The organism is Brucella sp. NBRC 12950 (genome assembly GCF_030268145.1).
Taxonomy (GTDB): domain Bacteria; phylum Pseudomonadota; class Alphaproteobacteria; order Rhizobiales; family Rhizobiaceae; genus Brucella.
In genome coordinates this window covers 22,402-48,141 of the sequence record NZ_BSQC01000005.1, presented here as the reverse complement: position 1 = coordinate 48,141, position 25,740 = coordinate 22,402, and the positions used below count along the sequence as shown (strand labels likewise).

Genomic DNA, 25,740 nt, shown 5'->3' with positions numbered 1-25,740 from the left:
TCAATCAATTCATTCCGCATAAAGACCGGACGTTTCCATGCTTGAGAAGACTTATGACGCCGCGGCCGTAGAGCCGAAAATCGCTGAACGCTGGGAAGAAGCTGGCGCATTCAAGGCGGGTGCAGGTTCAAAGCCTGGCGCCGATCCATTTGCTGTGGTTATTCCTCCGCCGAATGTGACGGGGTCGCTTCACATGGGCCACGCGCTCAACAATACGATTCAGGACATTATGGTCCGCTTTGAACGTATGCGCGGCAAGAACGTTCTTTGGCAGCCAGGCATGGATCATGCGGGTATTGCCACGCAGATGGTTGTTGAGCGCCAGCTCGCTGAGCGTCAGGAACCAAATCGCCATGCCATGGGCCGCGAAAAATTCATTGAACGCATCTGGCAGTGGAAGTCGGAATCCGGAGGCTTGATTTCCAATCAGCTTCGTCGCCTCGGCGCATCATGCGATTGGTCGCGTGAACGTTTTACGATGGACGAGGGGCTGTCACGCGCTGTTCTTGAAGTGTTTGTCTCTCTTTACAAGCAGGGACTGATTTATCGCGACAAGCGCTTGGTCAACTGGGATCCGAAGTTGCTTACCGCAATTTCCGATATTGAAGTCGAATCCCGCGATATCAAAGGCCATCTGTGGCATTTGCGTTATCCGCTGGAAAACATTCCTTTCGATCCAGAAAACCCACATACATTCATTGTTGTCGCCACCACGCGGCCTGAAACAATGCTTGGTGATACGGGTGTTGCTGTTAATCCGAAGGATGAGCGTTATCACGCTTCAATTGGCAACAATATCGTACTGCCACTCGTTGGCCGCCGTATTCCGATTGTTGCGGATGATTATGCTGACCCGGAAGCAGGTTCCGGTGCGGTTAAAATTACGCCTGCTCATGACTTCAACGACTTTGAAGTTGGCAAGCGTAATGACCTGCGCGTCATCAATATTCTCACGCCTTCTGCTGCGATCACTCTCAAGGGCAACGTTGATTTCCTTGAAGGTCTGGAAGTAACGCCTGAGCTCAATGCGCTTATCAACGAGTTTGAAGGACTAGACCGTTTTGCTGCGCGCAAACGTCTTGTCGAAACGCTTGAAGAGCGGGGTTATCTCGAAAAGATCGAGGATCACACGCATGCGGTTCCGCATGGTGATCGCGGTGGCGTACCGATTGAGCCTTACCTGACCGACCAGTGGTATGTGAATGCGGCTGAACTTGCAAAGCCAGCTATGGCTGCGGTTCGTGATGGGCGCACGCAGATTGTGCCGAAGAACTGGGAAAAGACCTACTTTGACTGGATGGAAAACATTCAGCCATGGTGTGTTTCGCGTCAGCTCTGGTGGGGCCATCAGATCCCGGCATGGTATGGACCAGATGGAAAGTGGTTCGTCGAGAAGAGTGAAGAGGAAGCCAAAGCTGCGGCTCTCGCACATTACGGCGAAAACGTTGCTCTGGAACGCGATACGGACGTTCTGGATACCTGGTTCTCATCAGGTCTCTGGCCGTTCTCCACACTCGGCTGGCCTGACAAGACACCTGAACTCGCGGCCTATTATCCAACCAGCGTTCTGGTAACTGGTTTCGATATTCTGTTCTTCTGGGTTGCCCGCATGATGATGATGGGCATGCACTTCATGGAGGAGATTCCGTTCCACACGGTTTATCTCCACGCACTCGTGCGCGATAAGCACGGCGCAAAGATGTCGAAGTCCAAGGGCAATGTTATCGATCCGCTTGAGCTGATGGATGAGTATGGCGCAGATGCTCTGCGCTTCACACTTGCGATCATGGCGGCTCAGGGACGCGACGTGAAGCTCGATCCAGCGCGTATTGCTGGCTATCGTAACTTCGGCACCAAGCTCTGGAATGCAACACGTTTCGCGCAGATGAATGGTGTTAAGCTCGACCCGAACTTCAAGCCTGATGATGCGAAACTCGCTGTTAATCGCTGGATTCTGACTGAGCTTACGAAAGCAACAAGTGCAGTTACTGAAGGCATTGCGAACTATCGTTTCAACGAAGCAGCAAGCGCTGCCTATCGTTTTGTCTGGAACCAGTTCTGCGATTGGTATCTGGAACTGCTCAAGCCGATCTTTATGGGCGATGATGAGGCTGCCAAGGCTGAAGCACAAGCAACGGCTGCTTACTGCCTGGATGAGATCTATAAAATCCTGCATCCGTTCATGCCGTTCATGACCGAAGAACTTTGGACATTGACCGCAGGCGAAGATGCAAAGCGCGATACAGTTCTTGCTTTGGCAGAATGGCCAGAACTGTCGTTTGAGGATGAAGAGTCCGCCGCAGATATCAACTGGCTGGTTGATCTTGTCATGGGCATTCGTTCTGTTCGTGCGGAGATGAATGTTCCGGCAGGTGCTGTTGCACCGATTGTTGTTCTCGAAGCGAATGAAACAACCATTGATCGTTTCGCGCGTCATGATGCTGCTATCAAGCGTCTTGCGCGTGTGGAATCGGTTTCCTTTGCTAATGAAGCACCAAAAGGCTCTGCTCAGCTGGTGCATGGCGAAGCCACGATTTGCCTTCCTTTGGGCAGTCTGATTGATCTGAAAGCTGAAGCCGCTCGCATGGCGAAGGAAGCAGGTAAGATCGCGGCCGAAATGGAAAAAATCGAGAAGAAGCTCTCAAACGAAAAGTTCGTGGAGAACGCCAAGGAAGAAGTTGTTCAGGCAGAACGCGAGCGGCTCGCTGAACTCAAAGATGCGGCTGCACGCGTTGCAACCGCCGAAGCACGTATCCGTGAAGCAGGCTGATTTCGGCAGTTAGCAACAGCTTTACCTCGAATCACAAGCCCGGCAATTTCACATTGCCGGGCTTTTCTGTGTCGGTGGGTCACAATTAGCTTGTTTCAAGGCGCTCTAAAGTTCATCGAACCGCCGTTTCGATTGTTTTTCCGCGCTGTTGCGCTTTAGCAACAAGGCGTGATTTGGGCCGAAAAGTGGCTAAAATTGGCGTTTTAAAGAAGGTTAGAACCAAGAAATTTAGAAGAATTCGCAATTAGCATGCTAATTTTGTGCTTTTCGCCAAAACACATCTTCGCTACTCGCTGTTCTCCCAATTTATCTATCTTGCGGGCTGAATCCTTCCTGATTTACGTTTGCGTCAAAGTAAACTGCTGAAGTTCATTGCATTCTGTTTGGGAGGACACTTTATGAAACTGCAGCGCATGAAAGCTGTCGGAATCGCAGCCGGTCTGTTGGGGAGTGCCGTAAGTGCACATGCAGGCGGTTTGGAGCGTAGCTCGCAGGATTTTGATATCCTGTTTGAGCAGGGAACCGTGATCGACACGACGGGGACTTTCGTTTCGCCACAGCGTAAGCTGAAGAACATTCGTGGTCCAATTGGCGACAGAACCGGTAACATCAACCCGTTGAGCGGTCGTCCTTATTCCTCTGACGTCGATGAGGCCAAGAGCTATTGGGTTCCGAAGTTTTCGGCAAAGGTTGATCTTACTGACGATCTCGCTTGTGCGGCCCAGTACCGTCAGCCTTGGGGTATTCACACGGATGTTGGTACAGACAATCTTCGTATGTTTACGGCTATCGAGCAGAAGATTTCCTCCAACGATTACGGCCTGAACTGTTCATATCGGTTCAATGCGGGGGAAAAGGGGTACTTCCGTCTTCTCGGTGGCGTTAGCTATCAGGAGCTGAAGGGTGAGCAGACCCGTATGATCCCTCCGGGTTCAGCTTTCGGTGGCACGTTCCGTGTCGCTTCTCTTGATGTTGAAGACAAAGCTTTTGGCTGGCGTATCGGTGCTGCCTACGAACTTCCTGAATACGCAATTCGCGCAAGCGTCGTGTATCAGTCTGAAATCAAGTACAATCTGGAAGGCACTATTGATAACCTGGCTCTGAGCCCGCTCACTGGGCGCTCGCTGCCAATCGCTGTCGCAGGTGATGTTGCTACGCCGCAGTCTGTAGAGTTCAAGTTCCAGACGGGTATTGCTCCTGACTGGCTCGCATTCGGTTCGGTCAAGTGGACCGATTGGTCGAGTGTTGAAACTGTTGCGTTCGACTCTTCTGCCAATCTTCAGCTGGCGCCTGGTGTAATTGTTCCTAAGGGAACGAATATCACAAACCTGAACCTCTACTATCAGGATGGCTGGACTGTCAGTGGCGGTGTTGGTCACAAGTTCAACGAACAGTGGTCTGCTGCTGCAACCGTTACCTGGGATCGCGGAACGACAACCGGTTTGACATCGCAGACCGACCTCTGGCTCTTTGGTCTGGGCACAAACTACAAGGCAACGGAAAACTTTGAAATCCGTCTCGCTGGTGCTGCTGGCTGGCTCACGTCGGGCGAAATGGACGATACCATCGTGAACGGTAAGCCAAACGCTACCGGCTCGAAGGGTGAGTTTGGTAATGATTTCGTCGGCGGTCTGTCGCTGACGGCCAAAGTTAAGTTCTGATCGTCTGAACACCACAATGAAAAGCCCGGCTTCGAGCCGGGCTTTTTTGTTTCAAGCTTAGTATCTTATTGCTCAAGTCGAGCGAGCAGAGAGGAGGTATCCCAGCGACCGCCGCCGATCTTCTGCACTTCCTTATAGAACTGATCAACAAGGGCTGTTACCGGAAGAAGCGCGCCGTTGCGGTTGGCTTCCTCAAGGCAAATCCCAAGATCCTTGCGCATCCAGTCAACGGCGAATCCAAACTCATATTTGCCTTGGTTCATTGTGTTATGGCGATTTTCCATCTGCCAGGAGCCTGCAGCTCCTTTGGAAATAACGGCCACCAGTTTCTCGATATCGAGACCAGCTTTTTTACCAAAGTGAATACCTTCCGCCAGTCCTTGCACCAGACCTGCGATGCAAATCTGATTGACCATCTTGGCAAGTTGTCCAGAGCCAACAGGCCCCATAAGCCCGACCGAACGCGCATAGGATTCAATGATCGGCTTTGCTTTTTCAAAGACCGCCTCTGATGCGCCGACCATAACCGTAAGGACGCCATTTTCAGCTCCAGCTTGACCGCCGGAAACTGGCGCATCTATGAAGTGAAAACCGCGCTTTTGCGCTTCCGCGTCAAGCTCGCGTGCAACTTCGGCTGATGCTGTCGTGTTATCGATGAACACGGCATTCTTTTTCATTGTTGCAAAGGCGCCGTTCGACCCGGTTGTCACTTCACGCAGATCGTCGTCGTTGCCCACGCAGCTGAAAACAAAATCTGCATCACGAGCTGCTTCCGCCGGGGTGGCCACATGATTTCCACCAAACTGTTCTGCCCACTTGGAAGCTTTTGCACTTGTTCGATTATAAACGGTAACGTCGTAGCCGCCCTTGGTTTTCAGGTGACCAGCCATTGGATAGCCCATCACGCCGAGGCCGAGGAAGGCCACTTTAATTGCTGTCATTGTCAGATACCTCCGGAGGGAATGCGTAGAAACATCGATTAGGTGAGGGGTGTCATCACTGCCTTGCGATAGGCTGCACGCTGCGTAAGACGCTGATACCAGCCTTCAAGGCGCGGCATTGAGGGGCGTGTGATGGGTAATTCGAACCAAGCATAGGCATAGCAACCAAGTGGAATATCACCTATGCCGAAATTATCGCCGGAAAACCACGGTTGTACGGCAAGTGCTTCTTCCGCAATTTGGAGCGATCGAGCCATGCCTTCAATGCCGCGCTGCAAAATCGCTGGATCGCGCTTGTCTTCAGGTAAACGGATCAGATGCATCATCACATCTCGGAAATCGCCAAACAGGGTAGTCGACGACCAATCCATCCACTTTTCAGCTTGGGCGCGCTTGGCTGGATTTTCGATCCATAAGCTGCCATTGGCGCGGCTAGCTGCAAGATAGCGTACAATGACGTTGGATTCCCAAAGTGTTGTGTCACCATCCTGTAGAAGTGGAATGAGGCCGTTGGGGTTTAGCGCAAGAAAGCCGGCATCCTGTAAGCCGCCAAATGGACCGCCAATGTTGACCTGTTCATATTCAAGGCCAAGCTCTTCAGCCGCCCAAAGCGCTTTTCTTACATTGGTGGAATTAATTCGACCCCAGATTTTCAGCATGATGTAGCCTATCGCATTGCTATGAAAACGCGCGGGCAGCGCATTTGAATAAGTATACATTTAAAGCAGATCGCCCCCGGTAGCTGCAAGGCTAACGGGGGCGATAAATTTTCTTTTGTTTCGATGATTAGCGGACCAAATGTCTTGTCAGTCGCCGTTCAATGAAATCCCATATATGTCGCAAACACTCGACGATCAGCAGATAAATAACTGCCGCCCAGAGGTAGGTCTGGAAGTCGAATGTGCGCGAATAAGCACGGCGCGTTTCGCCCATCAGATCGAGGATCGTGATGATCGAGACAATCGCAGAACCTTTAATCATCAGAATGATTTCATTGCCGTAAGGACGCAGAGCCACGATCAGTGCCTGAGGCAGAATGACCTTCCAGAATGTCACGCGTTTGGAAATACCAAGCGCTGCTGCACCTTCCCATTGCCCGAGAGCCACACTCTGAATCGCACCGCGAAGAATTTCGGCCTGATAGGCAGCTGTATTGAGCGAGAATGCAAGGATAGCGCAATTCCAAGCATCCCGGAAAAACACCCAGAGACCAATGCTTTCGAGAAACGGACGGAACGTACCGAAGCCGTAATAGATCAAGAATGTCTGCGCGAGCAGTGGCGTGCCGCGGAAGAAGTAGACATAGCCAAACGCAATGCCACGCAACCAGCGATTATTGGACATACGCGCTGCGGTAATTGGCAGGGAAAGCAGCGCACCGATGACGATAGACACTGCAACCAGTTGCAGCGTCGTCAGCAGACCCGACCAATAACGCGGTGCATAGGTTTCAAAAAGATCGATGCGCCACGTATTATAAAGATAAATGGCAAGTCCTGCGAAAAGCAGAGCCCAGAAGGCTACGATGAGGTGGCCAGCGATGCGGATGCCTGTCCAGCTTTTAACGACTGGCGGCGGTGCGAGAACTTCTGCTGCGCCTCGTGATGTGATCTCACTCATGATCATGCACCCCGCGACGCATTGTTGCCGGCATCAGCCCAACGAGCGATGCGGTTGATGAAGTAGGACGAAATGATCGCAAGGCCGAGATAGAGAAGACAAGCCACGCCGAAGAACAGGAATGGCTCTTTCGTAACGCGTGCTGCAATCGAAGTCTGGCGCAAGATGTCTGACAAAGTGATCACGGATACCAGAGACGTATCCTTCAGCAGAACGAGCCAGAGATTGGCGAGACCCGGAAGGGCGATACGGATCAGCTGTGGCAGCACGACTTTGCGCATGGTCTGCCAATGGGAAAGACCGACAGCATAGCCGCCCTCATATTGACCGCGCGGGATCGCACGAAATGCGGACAGGAAGACTTCACTCGAATAGGATGAGAACACGAAGCCAAGCGCCACCATGCCGGCGGCAAAAGCATTGATTTCAACATTTGCATCAACGCCAAACAGACTAAGTAGGCGCTGCAAGCCCAAAGATGCACCAAAATAAACCAGGAAAAGCGTCAGAAGCTCAGGCAGTCCGCGGAAAATGGTGGTGTAGATATTGCTGGCGAGTCGGATGGATGGTTCTTGCGATTGTTTGCCCAAGGCAACAAGAAATCCGAGCGCGAGGCCGACTGGCAGAGTTGCTATTGCCAAAGATATCGTGACCAGAAGGCCCCAGGCAATACTCATCCCCCAACCGTCGGGACCGAAACTTAACAAGGTGGCGTAGTGTTCCATGCGCCTAATCTCTTCCTAGGGCTTCTCAGGTCTGCGAGTAGCAAAGCCCGATAACTTTTGAAGTTTCTCTTTATAGCCCAAATAGTTACGCCGGCTTACTTGTGAGTAAACCGGCGTTTTGATGTTAAAATATCTTAGTTTTCTGCACCGTAAGCGTCGAAATCAAAGTACTTGTCGTTGACTTCCTTGTACTTACCGTTTGCGCGGATCGCTTTGATTGCTTCGTTGAACTTTTCAATCAGCTCAGGGCGACCCTTTTTGAAGGCAACGCCGGCACCAGGACCGTGAATCTCGATCACTGGAGGGAAGGTGCCAACCATCTTACAGCAAGCGCCATCTGGCGTCTTCAGCCATTCAGCCAAAGTCACGCTATCATCGTTGACGGCATCGAGACGACCGTTCGCGAGATCAAGACGATATTCTTCGGCTGTCGGATAAGCCTTGATGGTGCTGTCGGTGAAGGTCTTTTCCGAATAATTGGCGTGCGTTGTCGAAACCTGAACACCGATTGTCTTGCCAGCGAGATCTTCCTTGGTCACGCCCTTGATGTCCGTGTCCTTAGGTGCGGCGATACCTGGAGGTGTGTTGTAATACTTGTTCGAGAAGTCGACCTGCTTCTTGCGCTCATCCGTAATGGACATGGATGCGATGAAGGCATCGAATTTGCCGGACTGAAGGGCTGGAATAGCGCCGTCCCACTCCTGGGTGACGAACTCGCATTCAGCCTTCATTTCTTCGCAGAGCGCTCTGGCGATATCGACGTCGAATCCCGACAGCGTGCCATCTGGCTTGATAAAGTTAAACGGAGGATACGCACCTTCCGTGCCGATCTTCAGCTTCAGTGGTTCCTGAGCGGTCGCAGTGCCTGCGGTCATGGAGCCAATGGTAATTGCAAGTGCTGCAACTGATGCTGCTGCGGCGATACGCTTTAATACGCGCATTCTAAGTCCTCTCGTTTGTTAAGGCTGGTTCCCTGATTATTCTTCTGGTTCAGCCGCTTCAAGGTACACTGTCATTCTAAACTTTAAGTAGCAATTCTGACAGTGAATCCCTTGTTGTCTACAATTAGATGCTAGAGCTGACAACGCGCAATATTTTTTCGCACTTATGCCCAATCATCCGCCCGTAATCTGATATTCCCACCATTTTCCATGTCATGGCAATACGGCTAGAGTAATTTAATTGTGCATGCAAAAAGGCTGATTTAAAAGGATATCCGTGCCATATCTGCGCGTGGTAGAATTTTACCCTATAGTTTAACGTTTAGATGGGGAAATTCTCAAAGCTCCATCAGCTCTACGATGAAATCGGCAATTTCTTCAATTTTATCGATATGGAAAACGGGCAATCTTTCATCATTGGAGAGATGGTCACTGGCCAGTGCAACGATGCTCGGATCATCATCAGAAAGCGGTGGTCCATCATGCCCGCCGCTACGCCTCAGCTCGACCTTCCTATGAGATTCGCGCTTATAGCCCTCGATCAAAACGAGATCGCATGGGGCCAGCTTGCTAACGATGGCTTGTAGCGAAGGTTCTTCTTCACCCATGTTTTCATGCATAATCGCGTAGCGAGCTGATGAGACTATGGCGACTTCGGAAGCTCCGGCATTTCTGTGTCGCCACGAATCCGTACCGACGTGATCAATATCGAAGTTATGGTGAGCGTGTTTCACGGTCGAAATTTTATAACCGCGCTTGGTCAGTTCCTGAACCAGCCGTTCGGTCATGGTGGTCTTGCCCGAGTTTTTCCAGCCGGTGATACCGAATAGTTTATGAGTCATCTCAGAGCCTCATTCAGCCGTTTTGCTTCAGCAAGATCGTCTGGTGTGTTGATGTTGAAGAATGAATCAAATGTTTCGCCATTGGCAAGTTGTACCAAAGGGAACTCTACCTCTTCAAAGCCGATATGCCGTGCGAAAGCAAAGACACTGGCTTTTTCAGCCTGTACCAACCAGTCATTGAGCGGCTGCGCCAAATCAGTTTTCCATAGCCCGAAGATTGGATGAACACGTCCGCCTGAACTCGCCAGCACGATAGAAGCCCCTGTTTTCTTTTGTCTTTCACAAAGTTGAGTCGCAAGATCGAGTGGAAGAAAGGGGCTGTCAGCTGCGACGCTCAACAGAAACGGGAACCCAGATGCATATTCGAATGCTGTTCGAAGACCGACAAGCGGCCCACCATGAGCGGAGGGCAAATCTGAGACAATTGGAATATTGAGCTTTGCTAGACGGTTAGGGTCGCCATTCGCATTGACAAAGAGGTTGCTCACCTGTGGCGAAAGCCTTGAAGCGACGTGTTCAATTATCGTTCGGGAATCAAGTGATTGGAGAAACTTGTCGCCTGCGATGCCACCTTCCTGCATACGGCTGGATAGGCCACCTGCGATGATAACCCCTGCAAGTCTGATCCCGTCTGGTGTCACGACGGCTCTACTCCTGTCGGTGTTGTGGCCAAGGTGCTCTTGTTCTGCTCGCGCCTTTTGCCAATGTTCTCGCGGTAAACCATATAGATACCGCTGCCAACGACAAGGATTGAGCCGGCAATTGTGTAGGAGTCCGGGGCTTCGTTGAAAACGACGGTGCTCAACAAAATGGCCCATAACAGGCTCGAATAACGGAATGGCGATACGAAAGAGATCTCGCCTTCACGCATCGCCATGATGATAAAATGATAACCTACCAGCAATAGCCCGGCGGCCAGCGCCATAATCAGCACTGGTCCAATACCAACCGGTTGCCATCCGCCCATCGGGTGGATGAGCCCTCCGCCTGTCAATGCTATGGCCCCAGCAGTCAGCGTTGAGAGATAAAGGGTAGGGACATGCGCTGGCACACGACGCGTTGCGATATCCCGCATAGCGGCGAAGCAAACGCTGGATAGCAAAATTCCGACGGCTGCGAGACTGGCGGAACTATCGGTGCCGGGGCGGATGATGATGATAACCCCCACAAGCCCAAAGGAAATACACATCCAGCGCCGCCAGCCGACTTTTTCGTTAAGGAAAAGAACAGCGCCAAGGGTTACGACCAAAGGTGTCGCCTGAAAAACTGCAGAGCAGAAAGCCTGCGAAAGGTGACCAAGAGAAAAAATATAGGTGACTGTCGCCAATACCTCGCCGAGAACGCGAAGAACGGTCATTAAATCCAAAGAGAGGTTGCGAAGGGCGCCGTTGCGCCAGGCGAGTAAGCCAATTGCAATTGTCGCGAATATGCCCCGGATGAACATATACTGACCGCTATTCATCTGGGTCAGCAGATATTTCGTCATAGTATCGCCGATGGTGAATGTACCCATAGCGAGAAGCATAAAAATACTTGCACGGAAGTTTGCTGACTGCGGCACGATATGAAATCCGGTTTAGGATTGGATATCGCTATCGTATCATTTGGATTCGGTCCAATTTATACTTGTTGCAAATCCATCTAAATTATTTATCCGCCGGTAAGGCTCATATGGCGTGCGACTGCCGGGCGATTATGGTCGCGATCAATAATGAAATCGTGGCCCTTGGGCTTTCTTGAAATGGCTTCGTCAATCGCATCGTTGAGAACGCTGTCACCTTCACTTGCACGCACTGCGGCACGCAAGTCTGCATCATCATTCTGGCCAAGGCACATATAAAGCATACCTGTGCAGGTGAGGCGCACGCGATTGCAGCTCTCGCAGAAATTATGCGTAAGTGGCGTGATGAAACCGAGACGCCCACCCGTTTCTGCAATCGTGAAATAGCGGGCAGGGCCGCCGGTGCGATACGGGATATCGGACAGGGTGAACTGTTGGCCGAGGTCGTCGCGGAGCTGCGAAAGCGGGAGATACTGATCGGTACGATCAAATTCGATTTCGCCCATCGGCATGGTTTCGATCAGGGTCATGTCCATGTCGCGGCCATGCGCCCAGCGGATCAGTTCAGGAATTTCAAATTCATTGAAATTCTTGAGTGCTACCGCGTTGATTTTGACGCGAATGCCAGCCTTTTGCGCGGCCTCGATGCCTTCGATGACGCGGTTAAGATCGCCCCAGCGGGTAATCGTGCGAAATTTTTCAGGATCAAGCGTGTCCATAGAGACATTGATGCGCCGTACGCCGCAATCTGCGAGTTCGTCGGCATAGCGCGCAAGCTGTGAACCATTGGTAGTTAGCGTCAGCTCGTCCAGCGCACCTGTCTTCAGATGCCGCGAAAGCTCGCGAATGAGATGCATGATATTCTTGCGAACAAGCGGTTCACCGCCTGTCAGACGCAGTTTACGAACGCCCTTCTCGATAAATGCGCTGCAGATGCGGTCGAGTTCTTCCAGTGTCAGCAGATCCTTTTTCGGCAGGAAAGTCATGTGTTCCGCCATGCAGTATGTGCAGCGGAAATCGCAACGGTCTGTAACGGAAACGCGCAAATAGGTGATGGCACGCCCGAACGGATCAATCATTTGTCCGGTCGGAGAAACAACAGGCAGTGTTTGAGAACGTTGCATAGAGTAAGCCATTGTTTCCACATGCTGCAGAGCCTGTCTGCATCTTAGTCCTAGAGATAGGTTCCGCGAAGCGCTTTGTCCAGTTTACACCTTGGTATAGCAGCTTCAAGCAAGAGCACATTAATCGAACAGATCGATCCCTTGGCACTTCTCATAATGGATAAAGATCAATATCTCTTTGATTTGACGCAATTCGAAGCGGCTACTGCAGTATTTATATGCAAGCCGTCATATATTGCAGAATGAAACGCCGCTGGAATGACGGAGAACAATTATGAGTGATGTCTGGCCTACCGAATTGCGGGTCTCGAAGGATCGCAAGCTTTTGACGGTGGCTTTTGAAAGCGGTGAACGTTTTGAGCTGACTGTGGAACTTTTGCGGGTTCTGTCGCCTTCAGCGGAAGTGCAGGGGCATTCACCTGAACAACGCGTGACGGTCGGTGGCAAGCGCGAAGTCGAAATCATGCGTATGGACCCGATTGGCAATTATGCCGTCCGCATCACCTTTGACGACATGCACGATACCGGGCTGTTCTCATGGACCTATCTTCACAAGCTGGGCACCGAGAAAGACACGCTTTGGCAGACTTATCTGGACGAGCTTGCGGAAAAAGGTCTGAAACGCGATCCGCGATGAGGAAAAGGGCGGACTTTATTTTTTGCGCATCTCGAAAACCGCTGCACAGTTTTGGGGATGCGCTTAAGCCGCCCTTTTTTCTTTAACCGAGATTAAGTTCCTTGAAGAAGTCGTTGCCCTTATCATCGATGACGATAAAGGCTGGGAAGTCGACGACTTCAATACGCCAGATGGCTTCCATGCCTAGCTCTGGATATTCGACAACCTCGACCTTCTTGATGCAGTCTTGCGCAAGACGAGCGGCTGGGCCACCAATCGAGCCAAGATAGAAGCCGCCATGCGTGCCACAGGCTTCGCGAACCTGACGCGAACGATTGCCCTTGGCGAGCATCACCATCGAGCCACCGAACGACTGGAACTGATCGACATAAGAATCCATACGACCAGCAGTGGTTGGGCCGAACGAACCAGATGCGTAGCCGGTGGGTGTCTTAGCCGGGCCTGCATAATAGATCGGATGGTTCTTGAAATAATCCGGCATAGCTTCGCCGTTTTCCAGACGTTCGCGGATTTTCGCATGCGCGAGATCGCGTGCAACAATAATCGAGCCGGTCAAGGAAAGCTGCGTCTTTACCGGATGCTTCGACAATTCCTTGAGAATGTCTTCCATCGGTTGATTGAGGTCTATCTTGACCACATGTGACGACAGCTTTTCTTCGTCGATTTCCGGCATATATTGTGCTGGATTGGTTTCAAGCTGCTCTAGGAAAATACCTTCCTTGGTGATCTTTCCTTTGGCCTGACGATCAGCCGAGCAGGAAACACCGAGGCCAATCGGCAGCGATGCGCCATGACGTGGCAGACGGATAACGCGCACATCATGGCAGAAATATTTGCCACCAAACTGCGCACCAACGCCGAGCGACTGGGTCAGTTTGTGGATTTCAGCTTCCATTTCCAGATCACGGAACGCATGGCCGTTATCGGAGCCTTCGGTTGGAAGCTCATCGAGATAGCGGGTGGAAGCGAGCTTCACCGTCTTCAGGTTCATTTCAGCCGAAGTGCCACCAATGACAATCGCCAGATGATAAGGCGGGCAGGCGGCTGTACCGAGACTGAGGATCTTATCCTTAAGGAAGTCGATCATGCGGTCATGCGTCAACAGCGATGGCGTTCCTTGAAACAGGAACGTCTTGTTAGCCGAACCGCCGCCCTTGGCAACAAACAGGAATTTGTAGGCGTCTTCACCTTCTTCGTAGATGTCTATCTGCGCAGGCAAATTGTTCTTGGTGTTCTTTTCCTCGAACATCGACAGCGGAGCGAGCTGCGAATAGCGCAGATTCTTCTTATTATAGGCATCGAGCACGCCAGCACCCAAAGCATCGGCATCGCCACCTTCGGTCCAGACGCGACGGCCCTTCTTGCCCATGATGATCGCTGTGCCCGTATCCTGACACATAGGTAGAACGCCGCCCGCTGCAATATTTGCGTTCTTCAAGAGATCATAAGCCACGAAGCGGTCGTTATCGGTTGCTTCGGGGTCCTTCATGATATTTGCGAGCTGTTGCAAATGGCCTGGGCGCAGAAGGTGATTGATGTCAGCAAAGGCAGCTTCCGAAAGGATGCGCAGCCCTTCAGCGTCGACGCTCAGAATTTCCTGTCCCTTAAACGTATCGACCGACACATGATCGGAAGTCAGTTTGCGGTAAGGGGTTTTGTCTTCGCCAAGTGGGAATAGATCGGCGGCGCTTGCTTCTGCCATTGTGGTACCTCGCTTGCTTGCCTGCCGCATCCAAGTGCCGCCTTCGGCCCAACGGATGCGCTCCGTGATTCAGCCCTGACAAAGTCAGGGGCATATTCTGCGGGGCTTTTAGCGCGATGCAGGGCGGAATCCACTGCGGCACATTGTTCTGTTCGACACGAAACGGAGCTCGAGTGTGTCCGCAAAATCGCTTTTCAAGAAAAATTGATAGAGTTGGACGCAAAATAATAGGAGGATGCGTTAACGTTAAAAGATTCTATACGAGATTCATCAATTCTATGGGCAAAGATTGACGCGGCTTCGCTTAATAGCGGTTGCATTGAATTGGCGGTTGGAATGCAGTTCTCCAGAAATTTGAATCGGAACATTAAAGATAATCGCAAGCGCGGTCCTTATGTCCGTAACGCGATGGTTTTCGCACTGGCAGCATCGACACTTTTCTCGACAGCGCAGGCGCAGGCAGCTAACTCTCTGCTTGAGCTGTTCCAGCAGCGTCGTCAGCAACAGGCGCAGCCGGTTCAGCCGCCTGTGCAGGTCGCGCCAGCACCAAATACTGCTAAGCCAGTTTCCGTGCCGAGAGCTGCCGTGCCGCCAGCACAGCGCGTCACGGTTAAAGGACCGCAGATCTACAATTATAAGCCGGATGCTTTGATCAAGGTCGATTTCAGCGCTCTTGATATGCAGGTGACAGCGGCAGTTGATCCCGCGCGCGTCGATCCTCTGACATCGGGAATGTCGCCGATTGGTCCGGTAAAAAAGACTGACGAATCCCAGGGTGAGCTCGCTTTCGATGCCGCAACGGATTATCTGAAGACCGTCGATGTCAAAGCGGAAAAGCAAATTGCTGAAGCTATCGTCAGCTTCTATTCCGAAAAACGCACCTTTCTTTGGTCAGCAGACAACAAGGCGCTTGATAAAGCCCGCAATGTTGCAGCCTTTTTTGCTCAGGCTGACGATGATGGTCTGAACCCGGAAGAATATGCCGTCGCTATTCCTGGCGATCATTTCGAAGAAGCACAGCTTGCCGAACGTCAGCAAAAACTTGCTGACTTTGAAATTCGCATGTCTGCGCGTGCATTGCGCTATGCAATTGATGCGGGCGAGGGCCGTGTGATTGCAGACCGCCTGAGTGGTTTTTATGATCTGCCGCGTAATCGCGTCGATCCTAAAGCTGTTCTGGCCCGTCTGGCATCTGAAACCGACCCGGTTGCTTATCTGAAAAGCTTCCAGCCGAATAACCAAGCCTATGCTTCATTGAAGCGTGAACTGGCTAATACGGAAGCGCCAGCTGGCGAACCTATTCGCATTTCGCTTGATAAAGCTATTCGTCCGGGTGATTCCAGCGATCAGCTTGCAAATGTTGTCGCGCTCATCACGAGACATGCTCCAGCTAGCTATCTGGAACAGCATCGCAATGTTCTGCAGGCTCACGCAGATGGAAGCATCTATGATCCGGAACTGGCCGCTGCCATCAAGGATTACCAGAAGCTTTCAGGCAGCACGCCCGATGGCATCATTGGTAAGAACACGATTGCAGCCCTTCAAGGCGAGCAGGATTCGGTGAAGCGTGATCGCATTCTCTATTCGATGGAACGCCTGCGCTGGCTGCCACATGATTTCGGCTCGCGTTACGTGATGGTCAATCAGCCATCCTACCGCGCCGAATATTTTGAAGACGGCAAAGAAAAGCTGGCCATGAATGTGGTCATCGGTTCGCCAACCCATCAGACCTATTTCTTCTATAACAAGGTCCAGACGGTTGTTTTCAATCCATCCTGGGGCGTGCCGCGTTCGATTATTCTGAACGAAATGCTGCCAAAGGTGATGCGTGATACGAGCTATCTCGATCGCAACGGCTACGAAGTTTATGTCGGCGGCAAGAAGGTTTCGGCGAGCGCTGTGAACTGGAGTGCAGTTGCTGCAGGCAAGGCGCATGTCGGCATCCGCCAGAAGCCAAGTCTCGATAATGCTCTGGGCGAACTGAAGATTCTTTTCCCAAACGCTCATGACATTTACATGCATGACACTCCGGCAAAATCCTATTTCAGCCGTGATATGCGTGCCTTGAGCCACGGCTGCATCCGTCTGGAGCGCCCGCGCGATATGGCAGCCGCAGTGCTTGGTAAGCCGGTTGAAGAGCTGAGCAAATATTTCGGTAAGGACGAACGCGGCTTGAAGGTTGCTAATCCGGTTCCGGTCTATATCGCTTACTTCACGGCTTGGCCTGATGCCAATGGTAACGTTCGTTACTTCAGCGACGTTTACGATCGTGATGCGGGTATGCAGAAAGCTTTCGATAAGACGGCAGAGTCACGTTTGGCCGCTCTTTGAGCGGTCGGCGGTAACTCGGCTAAAGAATGTTTTTATCGTACAGTGCTGCTTGCATAGACAAATAACATCAAGAAAAAAGCGGACTTAGAGCATTTCAAGCAAAAGTGCGAAGCGTCTCTGCAGGGAAATCAGTTCGTCGGACTGATTTCTTTTCCTGCTGCGATGCGTCGGATAATGCTATAAAAACAAGTAGATAGAACGGTTTCAAAGATTCAGTATTAACTGGAACCGCTCTACCCCTCTTTTCGTTCTTAATTTTGAATGAAACAGGCTTTTCCGACACCGCGTGCTGGATCACCGAAAGCACGGTTGTCACATCGTACGCCATCACGGAATACGCGCTCTACAAAACGCCCCTTCGCTCCGTAACGAACGACCTTACGACCATAGAAATCGCAGAAGCCTTTTTCTTTTGCGCATTGCTGCCACTCGCCACGACGACGATCATCGCGTCTGTTATCACGCCAATCATCCCGACGGTCGTCACGCCAATCATTTCGGCGATCATCACGACGATTGTCGCGCCAATCGTTGCGACGATCATCGCGTCGATCTTCATAACGATCACGGACAACGAATGAGCAGCTTTTCTGTGCGCCAGGGGCCGGATCACCGAAAACTTGATTTGAGCAGCGCACATTCGGACCATCGATAAACTGAGACGTGCCCCGGCCATTCGCGCCATAGATCACTTCAGTTGGATACGGAAGTCTGCAGGTTTCATTTTCACCGGCGCAACGCTGCAATTGCGCAGCCTCAGCGGGTGCAGGAGCAATTACGTACATAGATGCAATAAAAGCTGACATGCCTGCGACGAGGCTAAGTTTATTAGACAGAAGAGCTGCCATGGCTAACACCATTGTTTGAATGTCTGATGAGTTCTTATAGATTTCAGTTCTTGAACATAGAATGAACGGCGACTTACGTTTCAACTGGTCAATATCGCGAATGATTGTAAATATTTGAACGCAAATCGTGTAAAAATTCCAGATAGATAGTTCCCTTTTTTTGCTGAATCCGCAAGAGTGCGAATAGATGTTTCTCGTCAGCAAGGTCGTAAGAAAATGCATGGTGAATACAAGGTCCACGGTGGCAAGCTGGTTGTTATCGATCTCGAAGTTCAGGATAACAAACTGAGCCAGGTTCAGGTCGCGGGGGACTTTTTCCTCGAGCCTGCAGAAGCCCTTGATGACATTCGTGATGCATTGAACGGTTTGCCTGCGACTGCCTCATCGGAAGAAATTGCTAATGCGGTCCGCAAAGGACTTCGCCCAGACGCTTTTATGATCGGTTTCAGCCCTGAAGCTGTCGCTATTGCTGTGCGTCGCGCTCTTGGCGTTGCACGTACCTGGCGCGACTACGAATGGCAGATCATCGATATTCCGCCGCTGACGCCAACGATGCATCTCGCGCTTGACGAAGTTCTGGCACGTGAAGTGGCCGCTGGACGTCGTGCGCCGACCTTGCGCTTTTGGGAGTGGGAGCGTCCATCCATTATCATTGGAGCATTCCAGTCGCTGCGCAATGAAGTGGATATGGAAGCGACTGCTGAACTCGGCGTCGAAACAGTGCGCCGCGTAACAGGCGGCGGCGCGATGTTCGTCGAGCCGGGCAACTCGATTACCTATTCTCTTTATGCGCCGGGTGAACTCGTGCGTGATATGAGTTTTGCCGATTCCTACGCATTTCTCGACGAATGGGTCCTGAAGTCGCTTAATTCGCTTGGCATCGACGCGTTCTATAAGCCGCTCAATGATATTTCGAGCTCGAAAGGCAAGATCGGTGGAGCGGCCCAGAAGCGCTATTCAGGCGGAACTGTTCTGCATCACGTCACCATGGCTTATGACATGGACGCCGAGAAAATGGTGAAGGTGTTGCGCATTGGCCGGGAAAAGCTGTCTGACAAGGGTACGGCCAGCGCGGTCAAACGCGTCGATCCTGTCCGCAGCCAGACGGGCTTGCCGCGCCGCGAAGTCATTGATCGCATGAAAGAGATGTTCGTGTCGTTGAATGGCGGTGTCACCGGGACGATAACACCGGAAGAATACGCAGCAGCCGAGAAGCTCATTGAAGAAAAATTTGCCACGAAGGAATGGCTGCATCACATTCCGTAAGTAAACATGGCTCGCAATGTCATCGCGCCGCGTGACAGCGGGTGCTAGTCATGTCATAGGGAGGCCAAGTTATCACAAGGCCTCCCACGCACATGATCCGCATCGACAGCATCAGCAAGTCCAACAGCCACCGTATTCTCTTTATCGAAGCTTCTGCCGCGTTGAATCGTGGGGAAAAAATTGGTCTCGTCGGCCCGAACGGTGCCGGTAAAACCACGCTTTTCCGCATGATTACCGGCGAAGAACTGCCCGATGAAGGGCAGGTGAATGTCGAAAAAGGCGTGACGATCGGCTATTTCAACCAGAATGTTGGTGAAATGGGTGGTCGTTCGGCTGTCGCGGAAGTTATGGAAGGCGCAGGTCCGGTCAGTGTTGTGGCCGCAGAGTTGCGCGAACTTGAAGCCGCGATGTGCGATCCTGATCGTCTTGACGAAATGGACGCGATTATCGAGCGATACGGCGAAGTGCAGGCTCGCTATGAAGAACTCGACGGCTATGGATTGGATGGTCGTGCGCGCGAAGTGCTTGCGGGTCTGAGTTTCAGCCAGGAAATGATGGATGGCGATGTCGGCAAACTGTCCGGCGGCTGGAAAATGCGCGTGGCTCTCGCTCGCATTCTTCTCATGCGCCCCGACGTTATGCTTCTCGACGAACCGAGCAACCATCTCGATCTTGAAAGCCTTATCTGGCTTGAAGCTTTCCTTAAAAACTATGATGGCGCATTGCTGATGACCTCCCACGACCGCGAGTTTATGAACCGCATCGTGACCAAGATCATCGAAATCGACGGCGGCTCGCTCACGAGCTATTCCGGCGATTATGCCTTTTATGAAGGCCAGCGTGCGCTGAACGAAAAGCAGCAGCAAGCGCAGTTTGAACGCCAGCAAGCAATGCTTGCCAAGGAAATCAAATTCATCGAACGCTTCAAGGCACGCGCATCACACGCATCTCAGGTACAGAGCCGTGTGAAGAAGCTTGAAAAGATTGATCGCGTGGAACCGCCACGTCGTCGCCAGACAGTGGCTTTCGACTTCGCACCAGCGCCACGATCTGGCGAAGATGTCGTGAGTCTCAAGGGTGTCAACAAAAGCTATGGAAGCCGCACGATTTATGACGGGCTGGATTTCATGGTTCGCCGTCGTGAGCGGTGGTGCATCATGGGCGTCAATGGTGCAGGCAAGTCGACATTGCTCAAGCTTGTCACCGGCACAACGGAGCCTGATCAGGGTATCGTCAATCTCGGTGCGAGTGTGAAGCTTGGCTATTTCGCACAGCACGCCATGGATATTCTCGACGGTGACAGCACCATTCTTGAATGGCTGGAACAGCGCTTTCCAAAGGCGGGGCAGGCGCCTTTGCGTGCACTCGCAGGCTGCTTCGGCTTTTCTGGCGATGATATCGAAAAGAAATGCCGTGTGCTTTCTGGCGGTGAGAAAGCGCGATTGGTCATGGCAGCAATGCTGTTTGATCCGCCAAATTTCCTTGTACTCGATGAGCCGACTAACCATCTGGATCTCGACACCAAGGAAATGCTCATTCGGGCCCTTTCCGCTTACGAAGGCACAATGCTTTTCGTATCGCACGATCGTCGCTTTTTGTCGGCGCTCTCCAATCGCGTATTGGAACTCACGCCGGACGGCATTCACCAATATGGTGGCGGCTATACGGAATATGTTGAAAGCACAGGCCAGGAAGCGCCGGGCTTACACGTTGGTTAAGAAAAGGCGGGAAATTTCCCGCCTTTTCTTTTGTCATATGCTTAGCGGTAAACAATGCCGCCATCAGTCAGGATAGCCTGTCCGGTAATATAATCTGAATCTGGACTCGAGAGGAACGATACCAGCGATGCAACGTCTTCCGGGGTCTGGGCGCGGCCAAGAGCAATGCCTTCCACATACTTCTTGTAGGTTTCGCCCTTTGGCGCGCCAGTGATTTCCGAGAAGCGCTCATCGATCTCAACCCACATATCGGTGCCGACGATGCCCGGGCAATAGGCATTCACCGTTATGCCTGCGCTCGCATATTCTTTAGCGGCGGCTTGAGTCAGCGCACGCACAGCGAATTTCGTAGCCGAATAAACACCCAGCATTGCGAAGCCATCATGGCCAGCAATCGACGAGGCATTAATAATCTTGCCCTTATGTCCGCGCGCTTTGAATTTGGCTGCTGCTGCCTGAATGCCCCACAGAACACCTTCGATATTGATTTTCAGGATACGGTCGACTTCTTCGGGCTTAACATCGGAAATAGGCTGAACCTGTGCGATGCCCGCATTGTTGGCGATGACGTCGAAACCGCCGAGTTCCTTTTCTGCATGGTCAATTGCCGCGTAGACATCATCGCGTTTGCTTACATCTGCTGAGAACGTAGAGGCCTTGCGACCCAGTGCTTCAACTTCCTTTTTTACGGATTCTAGCTTGTCTGCTTTCAGGTCGACCAGTGCAATATCAAAGCCGTCTTTTGCAAGGCGCAGAGCAATACCGCGACCAATGCCCTGTGCTGCACCTGTGACCAATGCAACTTTAGCTGTGTTTGACATGATTTATCCTTTTCTGCTGTTAAGCTGATAAGCAGTCGGGAGAACTGCTGTTGTTCAAGCTGGCATTGCCAGATGACATGCACAAGACTGTAGAACGCCGTGCTTTCTGTTCATTGATCACAATCAAGTGCGCGCTAAATTATTGATGTGCCAATCAGAAACAGCTTCTTAATTAGATTGGTAAGCAGTATAGTGGATTAAATTTATCAACTTTTAGAATGTGCCATGCGCTTCCGTTCCGACGACAGAAAAACATCCTCAAAAATTGAACTACAACGCCGTCGTTTTCTCGCGATATCAGCGATGGCTTTCGCTACAAGCTTGCTGCCATCGATGCTCTATGCCGAAGAGAGGCAATCTCTACGTATTGCGCTTGCAACTAGTGTTTCCAACCAAGCTGCGGAGGTGGCAGCTACTGAAGCAAAAGAGCAGGGGCTCGATGTCGAACTGATCGAATTCAGTGATTGGAATACGCCGAATACGGCAGTTGCCGATAAGACTGTTGACGCCAATCTTTTTCAACATATTCCCTATCTGGATTACACCAACTCCAAGACTGGAAACGGACTCGTGCCCATAGCACCTGCTTTCAGCACGCCATTCGGGCTTTACTCGAAGAAATATTCAAAGCTCGAAGATCTTCCGGATAATGCGCAGATCGCGTTTTCAGGCGATGTGATCAATACCGGCCGGTCGCTTCTTCTTCTGCAGAAGGCGGGCTTTCTGGAGTTGAAGCCAGGCACAGACCACCGTGCGAGCCTCGAAGATGTTGTTGTCTGGAAGAAACCGCTCAAGATCGTGCAACTGGACGGACCACAAATCGCGCGATTACTGGACGAGGTGGATGCTGCGGCAACCTATCCCACTTTTGCAAAACTCGCAGGGCTGGAAGCGTCATCAGGACTGATCTTCGAGAACGAACCGATCTATGCCTTTCAGTTCGTCACACGTCCGGAATTGCGAGATGATGTTCGATTAAAGAAGTTCATCGAGATTTATCAGAACTCACCCGCTGTTAAAGCAAAGCTGCAGGAGCTCTATGGCGTTATGGTTTCGTTCCCGCGTTAAAGTGCGTAAAGCGCTTGCATTTGATCTCTGGTGGAACATGCGGTTTTTAGTGGTCATTTTGCCAAATAGACCATTGATGCAGAGACGTGGTTCAGCTAGAAACGCCTAGATTGAGGCGATCACGCCTCCCGGCAATGCACCCGTAGCTCAGCTGGATAGAGTGCTGCCCTCCGAAGGCAGAGGTCACAGGTTCGAATCCTGTCGGGTGCGCCATATAATCAATGACTTAGCGGCTAAACGACTGATCTGTAAAGGTGGCAACTCACCAAATACTCACCACGTACAGAAGGTTTGGTGAGTTATGCAGATAAAGAAAAAGCCCCTGTAGAAGGGGCTGTTTGATTCTAAGCTGATGTACACTTACCGTCCTGCGGTCGAGCTAACTGATGGCGATATCTTCTGCTCAGCCCATTTATCAAGATCTGCCTTATGATAAAGAGGGAAGCGACCTTGATACTGCATAGATGGTCCGCCGCCGTTCGTTGCGAGCTTCTCTAGGGTGGATCGCGAAATATCAATCCCGTGCGTGGAGCGAAGATATTCGGGAACGTCCTTACGACGCAAGCGTGGTCGATTAATCATTGGCTACCTCCATTCGGAGTGAATATTGCTTGGCTTCGGGGTGGTTTTTGAAGTCAGTTCTGCATCTACTCACCGCCTTTCAGGGCTTGGCGACCGGCTTCTTTATCTAGCCAATCGAGCCTGTCTCTGACGCTGTCTGTAAAACGGAAAACGCTTTCAGGATCAGCTTCACGTTCTCGGTCTTCAACGAAATCCAGCAATTCATCGGCCCAATTAGATGCATGCTTAGCGATATATGCGCACCTTTGTGCGAAGCGTGCCTCGGTCAGCTTCATTCGCTCTGCTCCCCTAGTGGGTCTGTCGCGCAAACAATCATGCCCGCAGCAATGGCGTAACGCATGCGTTCGCGCTGGAGTGCTTCTGGGTTGCCGTTTCCAGTCTGGACAAGATTGAGCATGTGCTTTCGAGAATATGCGTCTGCTGCATTGAGGGCAGCGTTGACAGCTTGATCTGACACATACTGTTTCGCTGTTGAGGCCAGACCAGCCAGAACGATTTCATCACGGTCAAACGTCTCGCAGATTTGTTCCTTACTCGCCATGGCTGGCCTCCCATCCGCGCCATTTCTCGCGCTTTGCGTTTTTTCGCTGATACTCAACTTCATTGAACCACTTGGCCAAAAGTTTCTCTTGAGGCTTTCCGGCATGTTTTCGCATCGCATCTTGTATAATATCTTGCAGGAACAGAGCTTGAGCATCAGTACCGTAATAGATGCCAGCAAACGTTAAGCCGAACTGCGGTGGCGGGTCATCGTAGCGGTTCATGTGCTGGCCTCCTTCGCGCGCAAGATGGCGATGCAGAGGGCTATGGCTCCATTAGGAGCGCCGCCCAACGTAACGCGGTCATAGGCAGTAAGATGTCCTTGACGCAATTCAGCATTCCACTGCTTATTGTCGTCTTGACCTAACCTGGCAATCGTCCACCCCGGCAACACCCTCTCAGCCAGAGCGATAGCTGCATCTACAGAGGCGGTGTAGCGAGCAATCTTGCGATATGGGTAAATTCCTCTGATCCAAAGGCCATCAATTGGCCGTTCTATAACGGCTTCTTTATTCGCTGGATCATTGTAATGGACGCGGCCACCGATAAAGAGGGCTTCTAGTTCCGCATCCACTTCCCTATCAGGCCCGTCCAGCTTGGATAGTCTGACAATGAGGGTCATTGCTTGCGACCTTTCCAAGCTCGGGCAAAGGCTTCTGTGTACTCGTCATACGAGGACAGAAGTCCTAACCCAAAATTGTAGATGACGAGTAGAATAGCGACGAGGGGCGCTGACAGGATCAGTGCTGATCTGCGGAGATATTTGTTTCGGATACGACTGATCACGACTGGCCCTCCAAGGCGGCGTTCGTCTCCGCTAGAAAGAATGCGGTTACTTCGCCAGAAGCTTGCTTCGGACCGTTACCCATCAGAGACTTGTGGACTTGATCGAAGCCATATGCTGCACGAGCCAACGCCTTCTTGGCCGCCGCGAGTTGGGTTTCGAGGGCTTCTTTTTCTTCTTCCATCTGGGCGCACAAGTTCATTGCATTATCGCGTTGCCCGATGGCTTCGTTTGAAGTTTTAACCAGCTTGTTACACTCGTCGTCCAGCTCGTTACACTCTTTCTCCAGCCCCTTAACCCGCGCAGTCAGCGCCGCGTTGTCGGCTTCAAGGGCTTCGTACTCGGATGATCTGTCTTTTATGACGCTAACAGCTTGGTCGAGTTCGGCTTTCAGGGCAAGGTAGTCGTCGGACATACGATCAACGACCTCCGAAAGCTGCTTTGCAGCAAGGTCGCGCTCGCGTCTGATTTCCGCTGCAATGACGACCTCGGACTGCGGGCGGGTGCGAGTAGCTGTGTCTATGTTCTCGACAAGCTTTTCTGCCTGCATAGTCAGGTCAAGGCATGAAATATGGGCGGCTCTCATCCTCGAAATTGCCGTGAAAGCAAGTTCTTTTGCTTCGTTCAAAAAAGCCACTGTCTCCAACCCTTCAACCGGCGCGGCGGTGCGGGTGTAGACCGGCAGCATTTTCCGTTCAGGGCAACAAGACAGGAAGTTACCTTCCTTGAGCTTGTGCACGTCGTGTTCGAGATCGCGTGTCAGGCGACCGCAACCATCACATACATATCCGGCTGGTTGTTCATTCGCCATGGTTGCTGCCTCCTGTCGCGCGGGTGGAAGGCCCCTTTTGCAGCCAGATTATGTCATCTGCGGGCTTCATAATGACGACGTCAGTTGCAACAGTGCGTCCTGCGTATAATTCGGTGATCGTGTAAGTTCCGACACTTATCGTTGGCACTTCATGCGCTAAAAGGGCGGCTTCCAGTGCTGATTTCATCTGCACAAGCGCATACTGCTGCATGGTTTGGTCCATGTTATCAAACTGTGGCGTATGGGCTTTTGCTGCCTGTAGAACCATTTTTTCTGTGATCTCCATGGCTTGGCCTCAATCCGGAATTACTGGCTTGAGGCCGTAAGCTTTAAGCGCGGCCTTGTAAGTTTCGGTGGTGTGAGCTGATTTGTTGATCGCGTCTGTTGGTGATAATCCAGCAGCTACGTCACGCTTAATTGTCGCGAGAGTTTCTGCGATTTCTCTCT

At 51.6% G+C, this 25,740-nt stretch carries 27 protein-coding genes and 1 tRNA gene; 8 read left to right on the top strand and 20 right to left on the bottom strand.

Going from position 1 to position 25,740, the window contains the following annotated elements:
* The first annotated feature begins 37 nt into the window (after nt 1–37).
* Both QSJ70_RS09740 and QSJ70_RS09735 read left to right on the top strand, forming a co-directional pair.
* Nucleotides 38–2,770 (top strand): valine--tRNA ligase, encoded by a 2,733-nt coding sequence (locus QSJ70_RS09740; RefSeq protein WP_285536044.1) that lies wholly within the window; start codon nt 38–40, stop codon nt 2,768–2,770.
* 398 nt (nt 2,771–3,168) lie between these two features.
* Nucleotides 3,169–4,431, top strand: a complete 1,263-nt coding sequence (locus tag QSJ70_RS09735) for an OmpP1/FadL family transporter (RefSeq protein WP_352230998.1) — start codon at nt 3,169–3,171, stop codon at nt 4,429–4,431.
* A gap of 65 nt (nt 4,432–4,496) precedes the next feature.
* Here QSJ70_RS09735 and QSJ70_RS09730 read toward each other — a convergent pair whose 3' ends face one another.
* The 9 genes from QSJ70_RS09730 to moaA all read right to left on the bottom strand — a co-directional run bounded on the left by QSJ70_RS09730 (nt 4,497) and on the right by moaA (nt 12,185).
* Complete coding sequence (locus QSJ70_RS09730) at nt 4,497–5,372, bottom strand: NAD(P)-dependent oxidoreductase (RefSeq protein WP_285536042.1); 876 nt, start codon at nt 5,370–5,372, stop codon at nt 4,497–4,499.
* Between the two features lie 38 nt (nt 5,373–5,410).
* A complete protein-coding gene (locus tag QSJ70_RS09725; RefSeq protein ID WP_112805157.1) occupies nt 5,411–6,031 on the bottom strand; it encodes a glutathione S-transferase family protein in 621 nt (206 codons plus the stop codon).
* A gap of 127 nt (nt 6,032–6,158) precedes the next feature.
* Nucleotides 6,159–6,992 (bottom strand): ABC transporter permease, encoded by an 834-nt coding sequence (locus QSJ70_RS09720; protein ID WP_007874829.1) that lies wholly within the window; start codon nt 6,990–6,992, stop codon nt 6,159–6,161.
* 2 nt (nt 6,993–6,994) lie between these two features.
* The gene (locus tag QSJ70_RS09715; protein WP_039859731.1) at nt 6,995–7,717 is read right to left on the bottom strand and encodes an ABC transporter permease; all 723 of its coding nucleotides are present in this window, start codon (nt 7,715–7,717) and stop codon (nt 6,995–6,997) included.
* A 134-nt stretch (nt 7,718–7,851) separates the two neighbouring features.
* Nucleotides 7,852–8,658, bottom strand: coding sequence for an ABC transporter substrate-binding protein (locus QSJ70_RS09710; protein WP_007874831.1), 807 nt, complete (start codon nt 8,656–8,658; stop codon nt 7,852–7,854).
* A gap of 338 nt (nt 8,659–8,996) precedes the next feature.
* Nucleotides 8,997–9,500 carry a molybdopterin-guanine dinucleotide biosynthesis protein B gene (gene mobB, locus QSJ70_RS09705; protein ID WP_113498774.1) on the bottom strand — a complete coding sequence of 168 codons (504 nt, stop codon included), beginning with the start codon at nt 9,498–9,500 and terminating at the stop codon, nt 8,997–8,999.
* Complete coding sequence (gene mobA / locus QSJ70_RS09700; RefSeq protein ID WP_285536033.1) at nt 9,497–10,141, bottom strand: molybdenum cofactor guanylyltransferase MobA; 645 nt, start codon at nt 10,139–10,141, stop codon at nt 9,497–9,499. Before mobA ends, mobB begins: the two co-directional genes overlap by 4 nt.
* Nucleotides 10,138–11,025, bottom strand: a complete 888-nt coding sequence (locus QSJ70_RS09695) for a DMT family transporter (RefSeq protein ID WP_285536425.1) — start codon at nt 11,023–11,025, stop codon at nt 10,138–10,140. Before QSJ70_RS09695 ends, mobA begins: the two co-directional genes overlap by 4 nt.
* Before the next feature lie 125 nt (nt 11,026–11,150).
* Nucleotides 11,151–12,185, bottom strand: coding sequence for a GTP 3',8-cyclase MoaA (gene moaA, locus QSJ70_RS09690; protein ID WP_352230997.1), 1,035 nt, complete (start codon nt 12,183–12,185; stop codon nt 11,151–11,153).
* Between the two features lie 274 nt (nt 12,186–12,459).
* Between moaA and QSJ70_RS09685 the strand changes: the two genes are divergently transcribed.
* Entirely contained in the window at nt 12,460–12,822 is a 363-nt protein-coding gene (locus tag QSJ70_RS09685) for a gamma-butyrobetaine hydroxylase family protein (RefSeq protein ID WP_285536031.1), read from the top strand.
* An 82-nt stretch (nt 12,823–12,904) separates the two neighbouring features.
* Here the strand turns inward: QSJ70_RS09685 and QSJ70_RS09680 are convergent, their stop codons facing one another.
* On the bottom strand, nt 12,905–14,524 hold the full coding sequence (locus tag QSJ70_RS09680) for a fumarate hydratase (RefSeq protein ID WP_007874840.1): 1,620 nt from the start codon (nt 14,522–14,524) through the stop codon (nt 12,905–12,907).
* 408 nt (nt 14,525–14,932) lie between these two features.
* Between QSJ70_RS09680 and QSJ70_RS09675 the strand changes: the two genes are divergently transcribed.
* Nucleotides 14,933–16,855 carry a L,D-transpeptidase family protein gene (locus QSJ70_RS09675; RefSeq protein ID WP_285536422.1) on the top strand — a complete coding sequence of 641 codons (1,923 nt, stop codon included), beginning with the start codon at nt 14,933–14,935 and terminating at the stop codon, nt 16,853–16,855.
* A gap of 251 nt (nt 16,856–17,106) precedes the next feature.
* On the opposite strand, the gene QSJ70_RS09670 is transcribed toward QSJ70_RS09675, so the two are convergent.
* On the bottom strand, nt 17,107–17,703 hold the full coding sequence (locus QSJ70_RS09670) for a hypothetical protein (RefSeq protein WP_235820829.1): 597 nt from the start codon (nt 17,701–17,703) through the stop codon (nt 17,107–17,109).
* A gap of 216 nt (nt 17,704–17,919) precedes the next feature.
* On the opposite strand from QSJ70_RS09670, the gene lplAB reads away from it, so the two are divergent.
* Together lplAB and abc-f are read left to right on the top strand one after the other, a co-directional pair.
* Entirely contained in the window at nt 17,920–18,969 is a 1,050-nt protein-coding gene (gene lplAB, locus QSJ70_RS09665; RefSeq protein ID WP_007874843.1) for a lipoate-protein ligase LplAB, read from the top strand.
* A gap of 92 nt (nt 18,970–19,061) precedes the next feature.
* The gene (gene abc-f / locus QSJ70_RS09660) at nt 19,062–20,687 is read left to right on the top strand and encodes a ribosomal protection-like ABC-F family protein (protein WP_064320548.1); all 1,626 of its coding nucleotides are present in this window, start codon (nt 19,062–19,064) and stop codon (nt 20,685–20,687) included.
* A gap of 41 nt (nt 20,688–20,728) precedes the next feature.
* Here the strand turns inward: abc-f and QSJ70_RS09655 are convergent, their stop codons facing one another.
* Nucleotides 20,729–21,508 (bottom strand): acetoin reductase, encoded by a 780-nt coding sequence (locus tag QSJ70_RS09655; protein WP_285536021.1) that lies wholly within the window; start codon nt 21,506–21,508, stop codon nt 20,729–20,731.
* A gap of 303 nt (nt 21,509–21,811) precedes the next feature.
* Between QSJ70_RS09655 and QSJ70_RS09650 the strand changes: the two genes are divergently transcribed.
* Together QSJ70_RS09650 and QSJ70_RS09645 are read left to right on the top strand one after the other, a co-directional pair.
* The gene (locus QSJ70_RS09650) at nt 21,812–22,576 is read left to right on the top strand and encodes a MetQ/NlpA family ABC transporter substrate-binding protein (protein WP_285536020.1); all 765 of its coding nucleotides are present in this window, start codon (nt 21,812–21,814) and stop codon (nt 22,574–22,576) included.
* A gap of 136 nt (nt 22,577–22,712) precedes the next feature.
* Nucleotides 22,713–22,789 (top strand) — tRNA-Arg (locus tag QSJ70_RS09645).
* Between the two features lie 147 nt (nt 22,790–22,936).
* On the opposite strand, the gene QSJ70_RS09640 is transcribed toward QSJ70_RS09645, so the two are convergent.
* The 8 genes from QSJ70_RS09640 to QSJ70_RS09605 form a co-directional block, all read right to left on the bottom strand.
* Entirely contained in the window at nt 22,937–23,158 is a 222-nt protein-coding gene (locus QSJ70_RS09640; protein ID WP_285536019.1) for a helix-turn-helix transcriptional regulator, read from the bottom strand.
* 65 nt (nt 23,159–23,223) lie between these two features.
* On the bottom strand, nt 23,224–23,433 hold the full coding sequence (locus QSJ70_RS09635) for a hypothetical protein (protein ID WP_285536018.1): 210 nt from the start codon (nt 23,431–23,433) through the stop codon (nt 23,224–23,226).
* Nucleotides 23,430–23,699, bottom strand: coding sequence for a hypothetical protein (locus QSJ70_RS09630; protein WP_285536017.1), 270 nt, complete (start codon nt 23,697–23,699; stop codon nt 23,430–23,432). Before QSJ70_RS09630 ends, QSJ70_RS09635 begins: the two co-directional genes overlap by 4 nt.
* Nucleotides 23,689–23,922: a hypothetical protein gene (locus tag QSJ70_RS09625; protein WP_285536016.1), complete on the bottom strand. Its 234-nt coding sequence runs from the start codon at nt 23,920–23,922 to the stop codon at nt 23,689–23,691. Before QSJ70_RS09625 ends, QSJ70_RS09630 begins: the two co-directional genes overlap by 11 nt.
* The gene (locus QSJ70_RS09620; protein WP_285536015.1) at nt 23,919–24,320 is read right to left on the bottom strand and encodes a hypothetical protein; all 402 of its coding nucleotides are present in this window, start codon (nt 24,318–24,320) and stop codon (nt 23,919–23,921) included. The genes QSJ70_RS09625 and QSJ70_RS09620 overlap by 4 nt, the downstream gene beginning before the upstream one ends.
* Nucleotides 24,317–24,484, bottom strand: a complete 168-nt coding sequence (locus QSJ70_RS09615; protein WP_285536014.1) for a hypothetical protein — start codon at nt 24,482–24,484, stop codon at nt 24,317–24,319. Before QSJ70_RS09615 ends, QSJ70_RS09620 begins: the two co-directional genes overlap by 4 nt.
* A complete protein-coding gene (locus tag QSJ70_RS09610) occupies nt 24,481–25,293 on the bottom strand; it encodes a hypothetical protein (RefSeq protein WP_285536013.1) in 813 nt (270 codons plus the stop codon). Before QSJ70_RS09610 ends, QSJ70_RS09615 begins: the two co-directional genes overlap by 4 nt.
* Complete coding sequence (locus QSJ70_RS09605) at nt 25,283–25,579, bottom strand: hypothetical protein (RefSeq protein WP_285536012.1); 297 nt, start codon at nt 25,577–25,579, stop codon at nt 25,283–25,285. The genes QSJ70_RS09610 and QSJ70_RS09605 overlap by 11 nt, the downstream gene beginning before the upstream one ends.
* Nucleotides 25,580–25,740: the final 161 nt, after the last annotated feature.

Bases quoted from the DNA above. Each gene is read 5' to 3' on its own strand.
- QSJ70_RS09740 (WP_285536044.1), top strand. From the start codon at position 38: ATGCTTGAGAAGACTTATGACGCCGCGGCCGTAGAGCCGAAAATCGCT.
- QSJ70_RS09735 (WP_352230998.1), top strand. From the start codon at position 3,169: ATGAAACTGCAGCGCATGAAAGCTGTCGGAATCGCAGCCGGTCTGTTG.
- QSJ70_RS09730 (WP_285536042.1), bottom strand. From the start codon at position 5,372: ATGACAGCAATTAAAGTGGCCTTCCTCGGCCTCGGCGTGATGGGCTAT.
- QSJ70_RS09725 (WP_112805157.1), bottom strand. From the start codon at position 6,031: ATGCTGAAAATCTGGGGTCGAATTAATTCCACCAATGTAAGAAAAGCG.
- QSJ70_RS09720 (WP_007874829.1), bottom strand. From the start codon at position 6,992: ATGAGTGAGATCACATCACGAGGCGCAGCAGAAGTTCTCGCACCGCCG.
- QSJ70_RS09715 (WP_039859731.1), bottom strand. From the start codon at position 7,717: ATGGAACACTACGCCACCTTGTTAAGTTTCGGTCCCGACGGTTGGGGG.
- QSJ70_RS09710 (WP_007874831.1), bottom strand. From the start codon at position 8,658: ATGCGCGTATTAAAGCGTATCGCCGCAGCAGCATCAGTTGCAGCACTT.
- mobB (WP_113498774.1), bottom strand. From the start codon at position 9,500: ATGACTCATAAACTATTCGGTATCACCGGCTGGAAAAACTCGGGCAAG.
- QSJ70_RS09695 (WP_285536425.1), bottom strand. From the start codon at position 11,025: ATGCTTCTCGCTATGGGTACATTCACCATCGGCGATACTATGACGAAA.
- moaA (WP_352230997.1), bottom strand. From the start codon at position 12,185: ATGCAACGTTCTCAAACACTGCCTGTTGTTTCTCCGACCGGACAAATG.
- QSJ70_RS09685 (WP_285536031.1), top strand. From the start codon at position 12,460: ATGAGTGATGTCTGGCCTACCGAATTGCGGGTCTCGAAGGATCGCAAG.
- QSJ70_RS09680 (WP_007874840.1), bottom strand. From the start codon at position 14,524: ATGGCAGAAGCAAGCGCCGCCGATCTATTCCCACTTGGCGAAGACAAA.
- QSJ70_RS09675 (WP_285536422.1), top strand. From the start codon at position 14,933: ATGGTTTTCGCACTGGCAGCATCGACACTTTTCTCGACAGCGCAGGCG.
- QSJ70_RS09670 (WP_235820829.1), bottom strand. From the start codon at position 17,703: ATGGCAGCTCTTCTGTCTAATAAACTTAGCCTCGTCGCAGGCATGTCA.
- lplAB (WP_007874843.1), top strand. From the start codon at position 17,920: ATGCATGGTGAATACAAGGTCCACGGTGGCAAGCTGGTTGTTATCGAT.
- abc-f (WP_064320548.1), top strand. From the start codon at position 19,062: ATGATCCGCATCGACAGCATCAGCAAGTCCAACAGCCACCGTATTCTC.
- QSJ70_RS09655 (WP_285536021.1), bottom strand. From the start codon at position 21,508: ATGTCAAACACAGCTAAAGTTGCATTGGTCACAGGTGCAGCACAGGGC.
- QSJ70_RS09650 (WP_285536020.1), top strand. From the start codon at position 21,812: ATGGCTTTCGCTACAAGCTTGCTGCCATCGATGCTCTATGCCGAAGAG.
- QSJ70_RS09640 (WP_285536019.1), bottom strand. From the start codon at position 23,158: ATGATTAATCGACCACGCTTGCGTCGTAAGGACGTTCCCGAATATCTT.
- QSJ70_RS09635 (WP_285536018.1), bottom strand. From the start codon at position 23,433: ATGAAGCTGACCGAGGCACGCTTCGCACAAAGGTGCGCATATATCGCT.
- QSJ70_RS09630 (WP_285536017.1), bottom strand. From the start codon at position 23,699: ATGGCGAGTAAGGAACAAATCTGCGAGACGTTTGACCGTGATGAAATC.
- QSJ70_RS09625 (WP_285536016.1), bottom strand. From the start codon at position 23,922: ATGAACCGCTACGATGACCCGCCACCGCAGTTCGGCTTAACGTTTGCT.
- QSJ70_RS09620 (WP_285536015.1), bottom strand. From the start codon at position 24,320: ATGACCCTCATTGTCAGACTATCCAAGCTGGACGGGCCTGATAGGGAA.
- QSJ70_RS09610 (WP_285536013.1), bottom strand. From the start codon at position 25,293: ATGGCGAATGAACAACCAGCCGGATATGTATGTGATGGTTGCGGTCGC.
- QSJ70_RS09605 (WP_285536012.1), bottom strand. From the start codon at position 25,579: ATGGAGATCACAGAAAAAATGGTTCTACAGGCAGCAAAAGCCCATACG.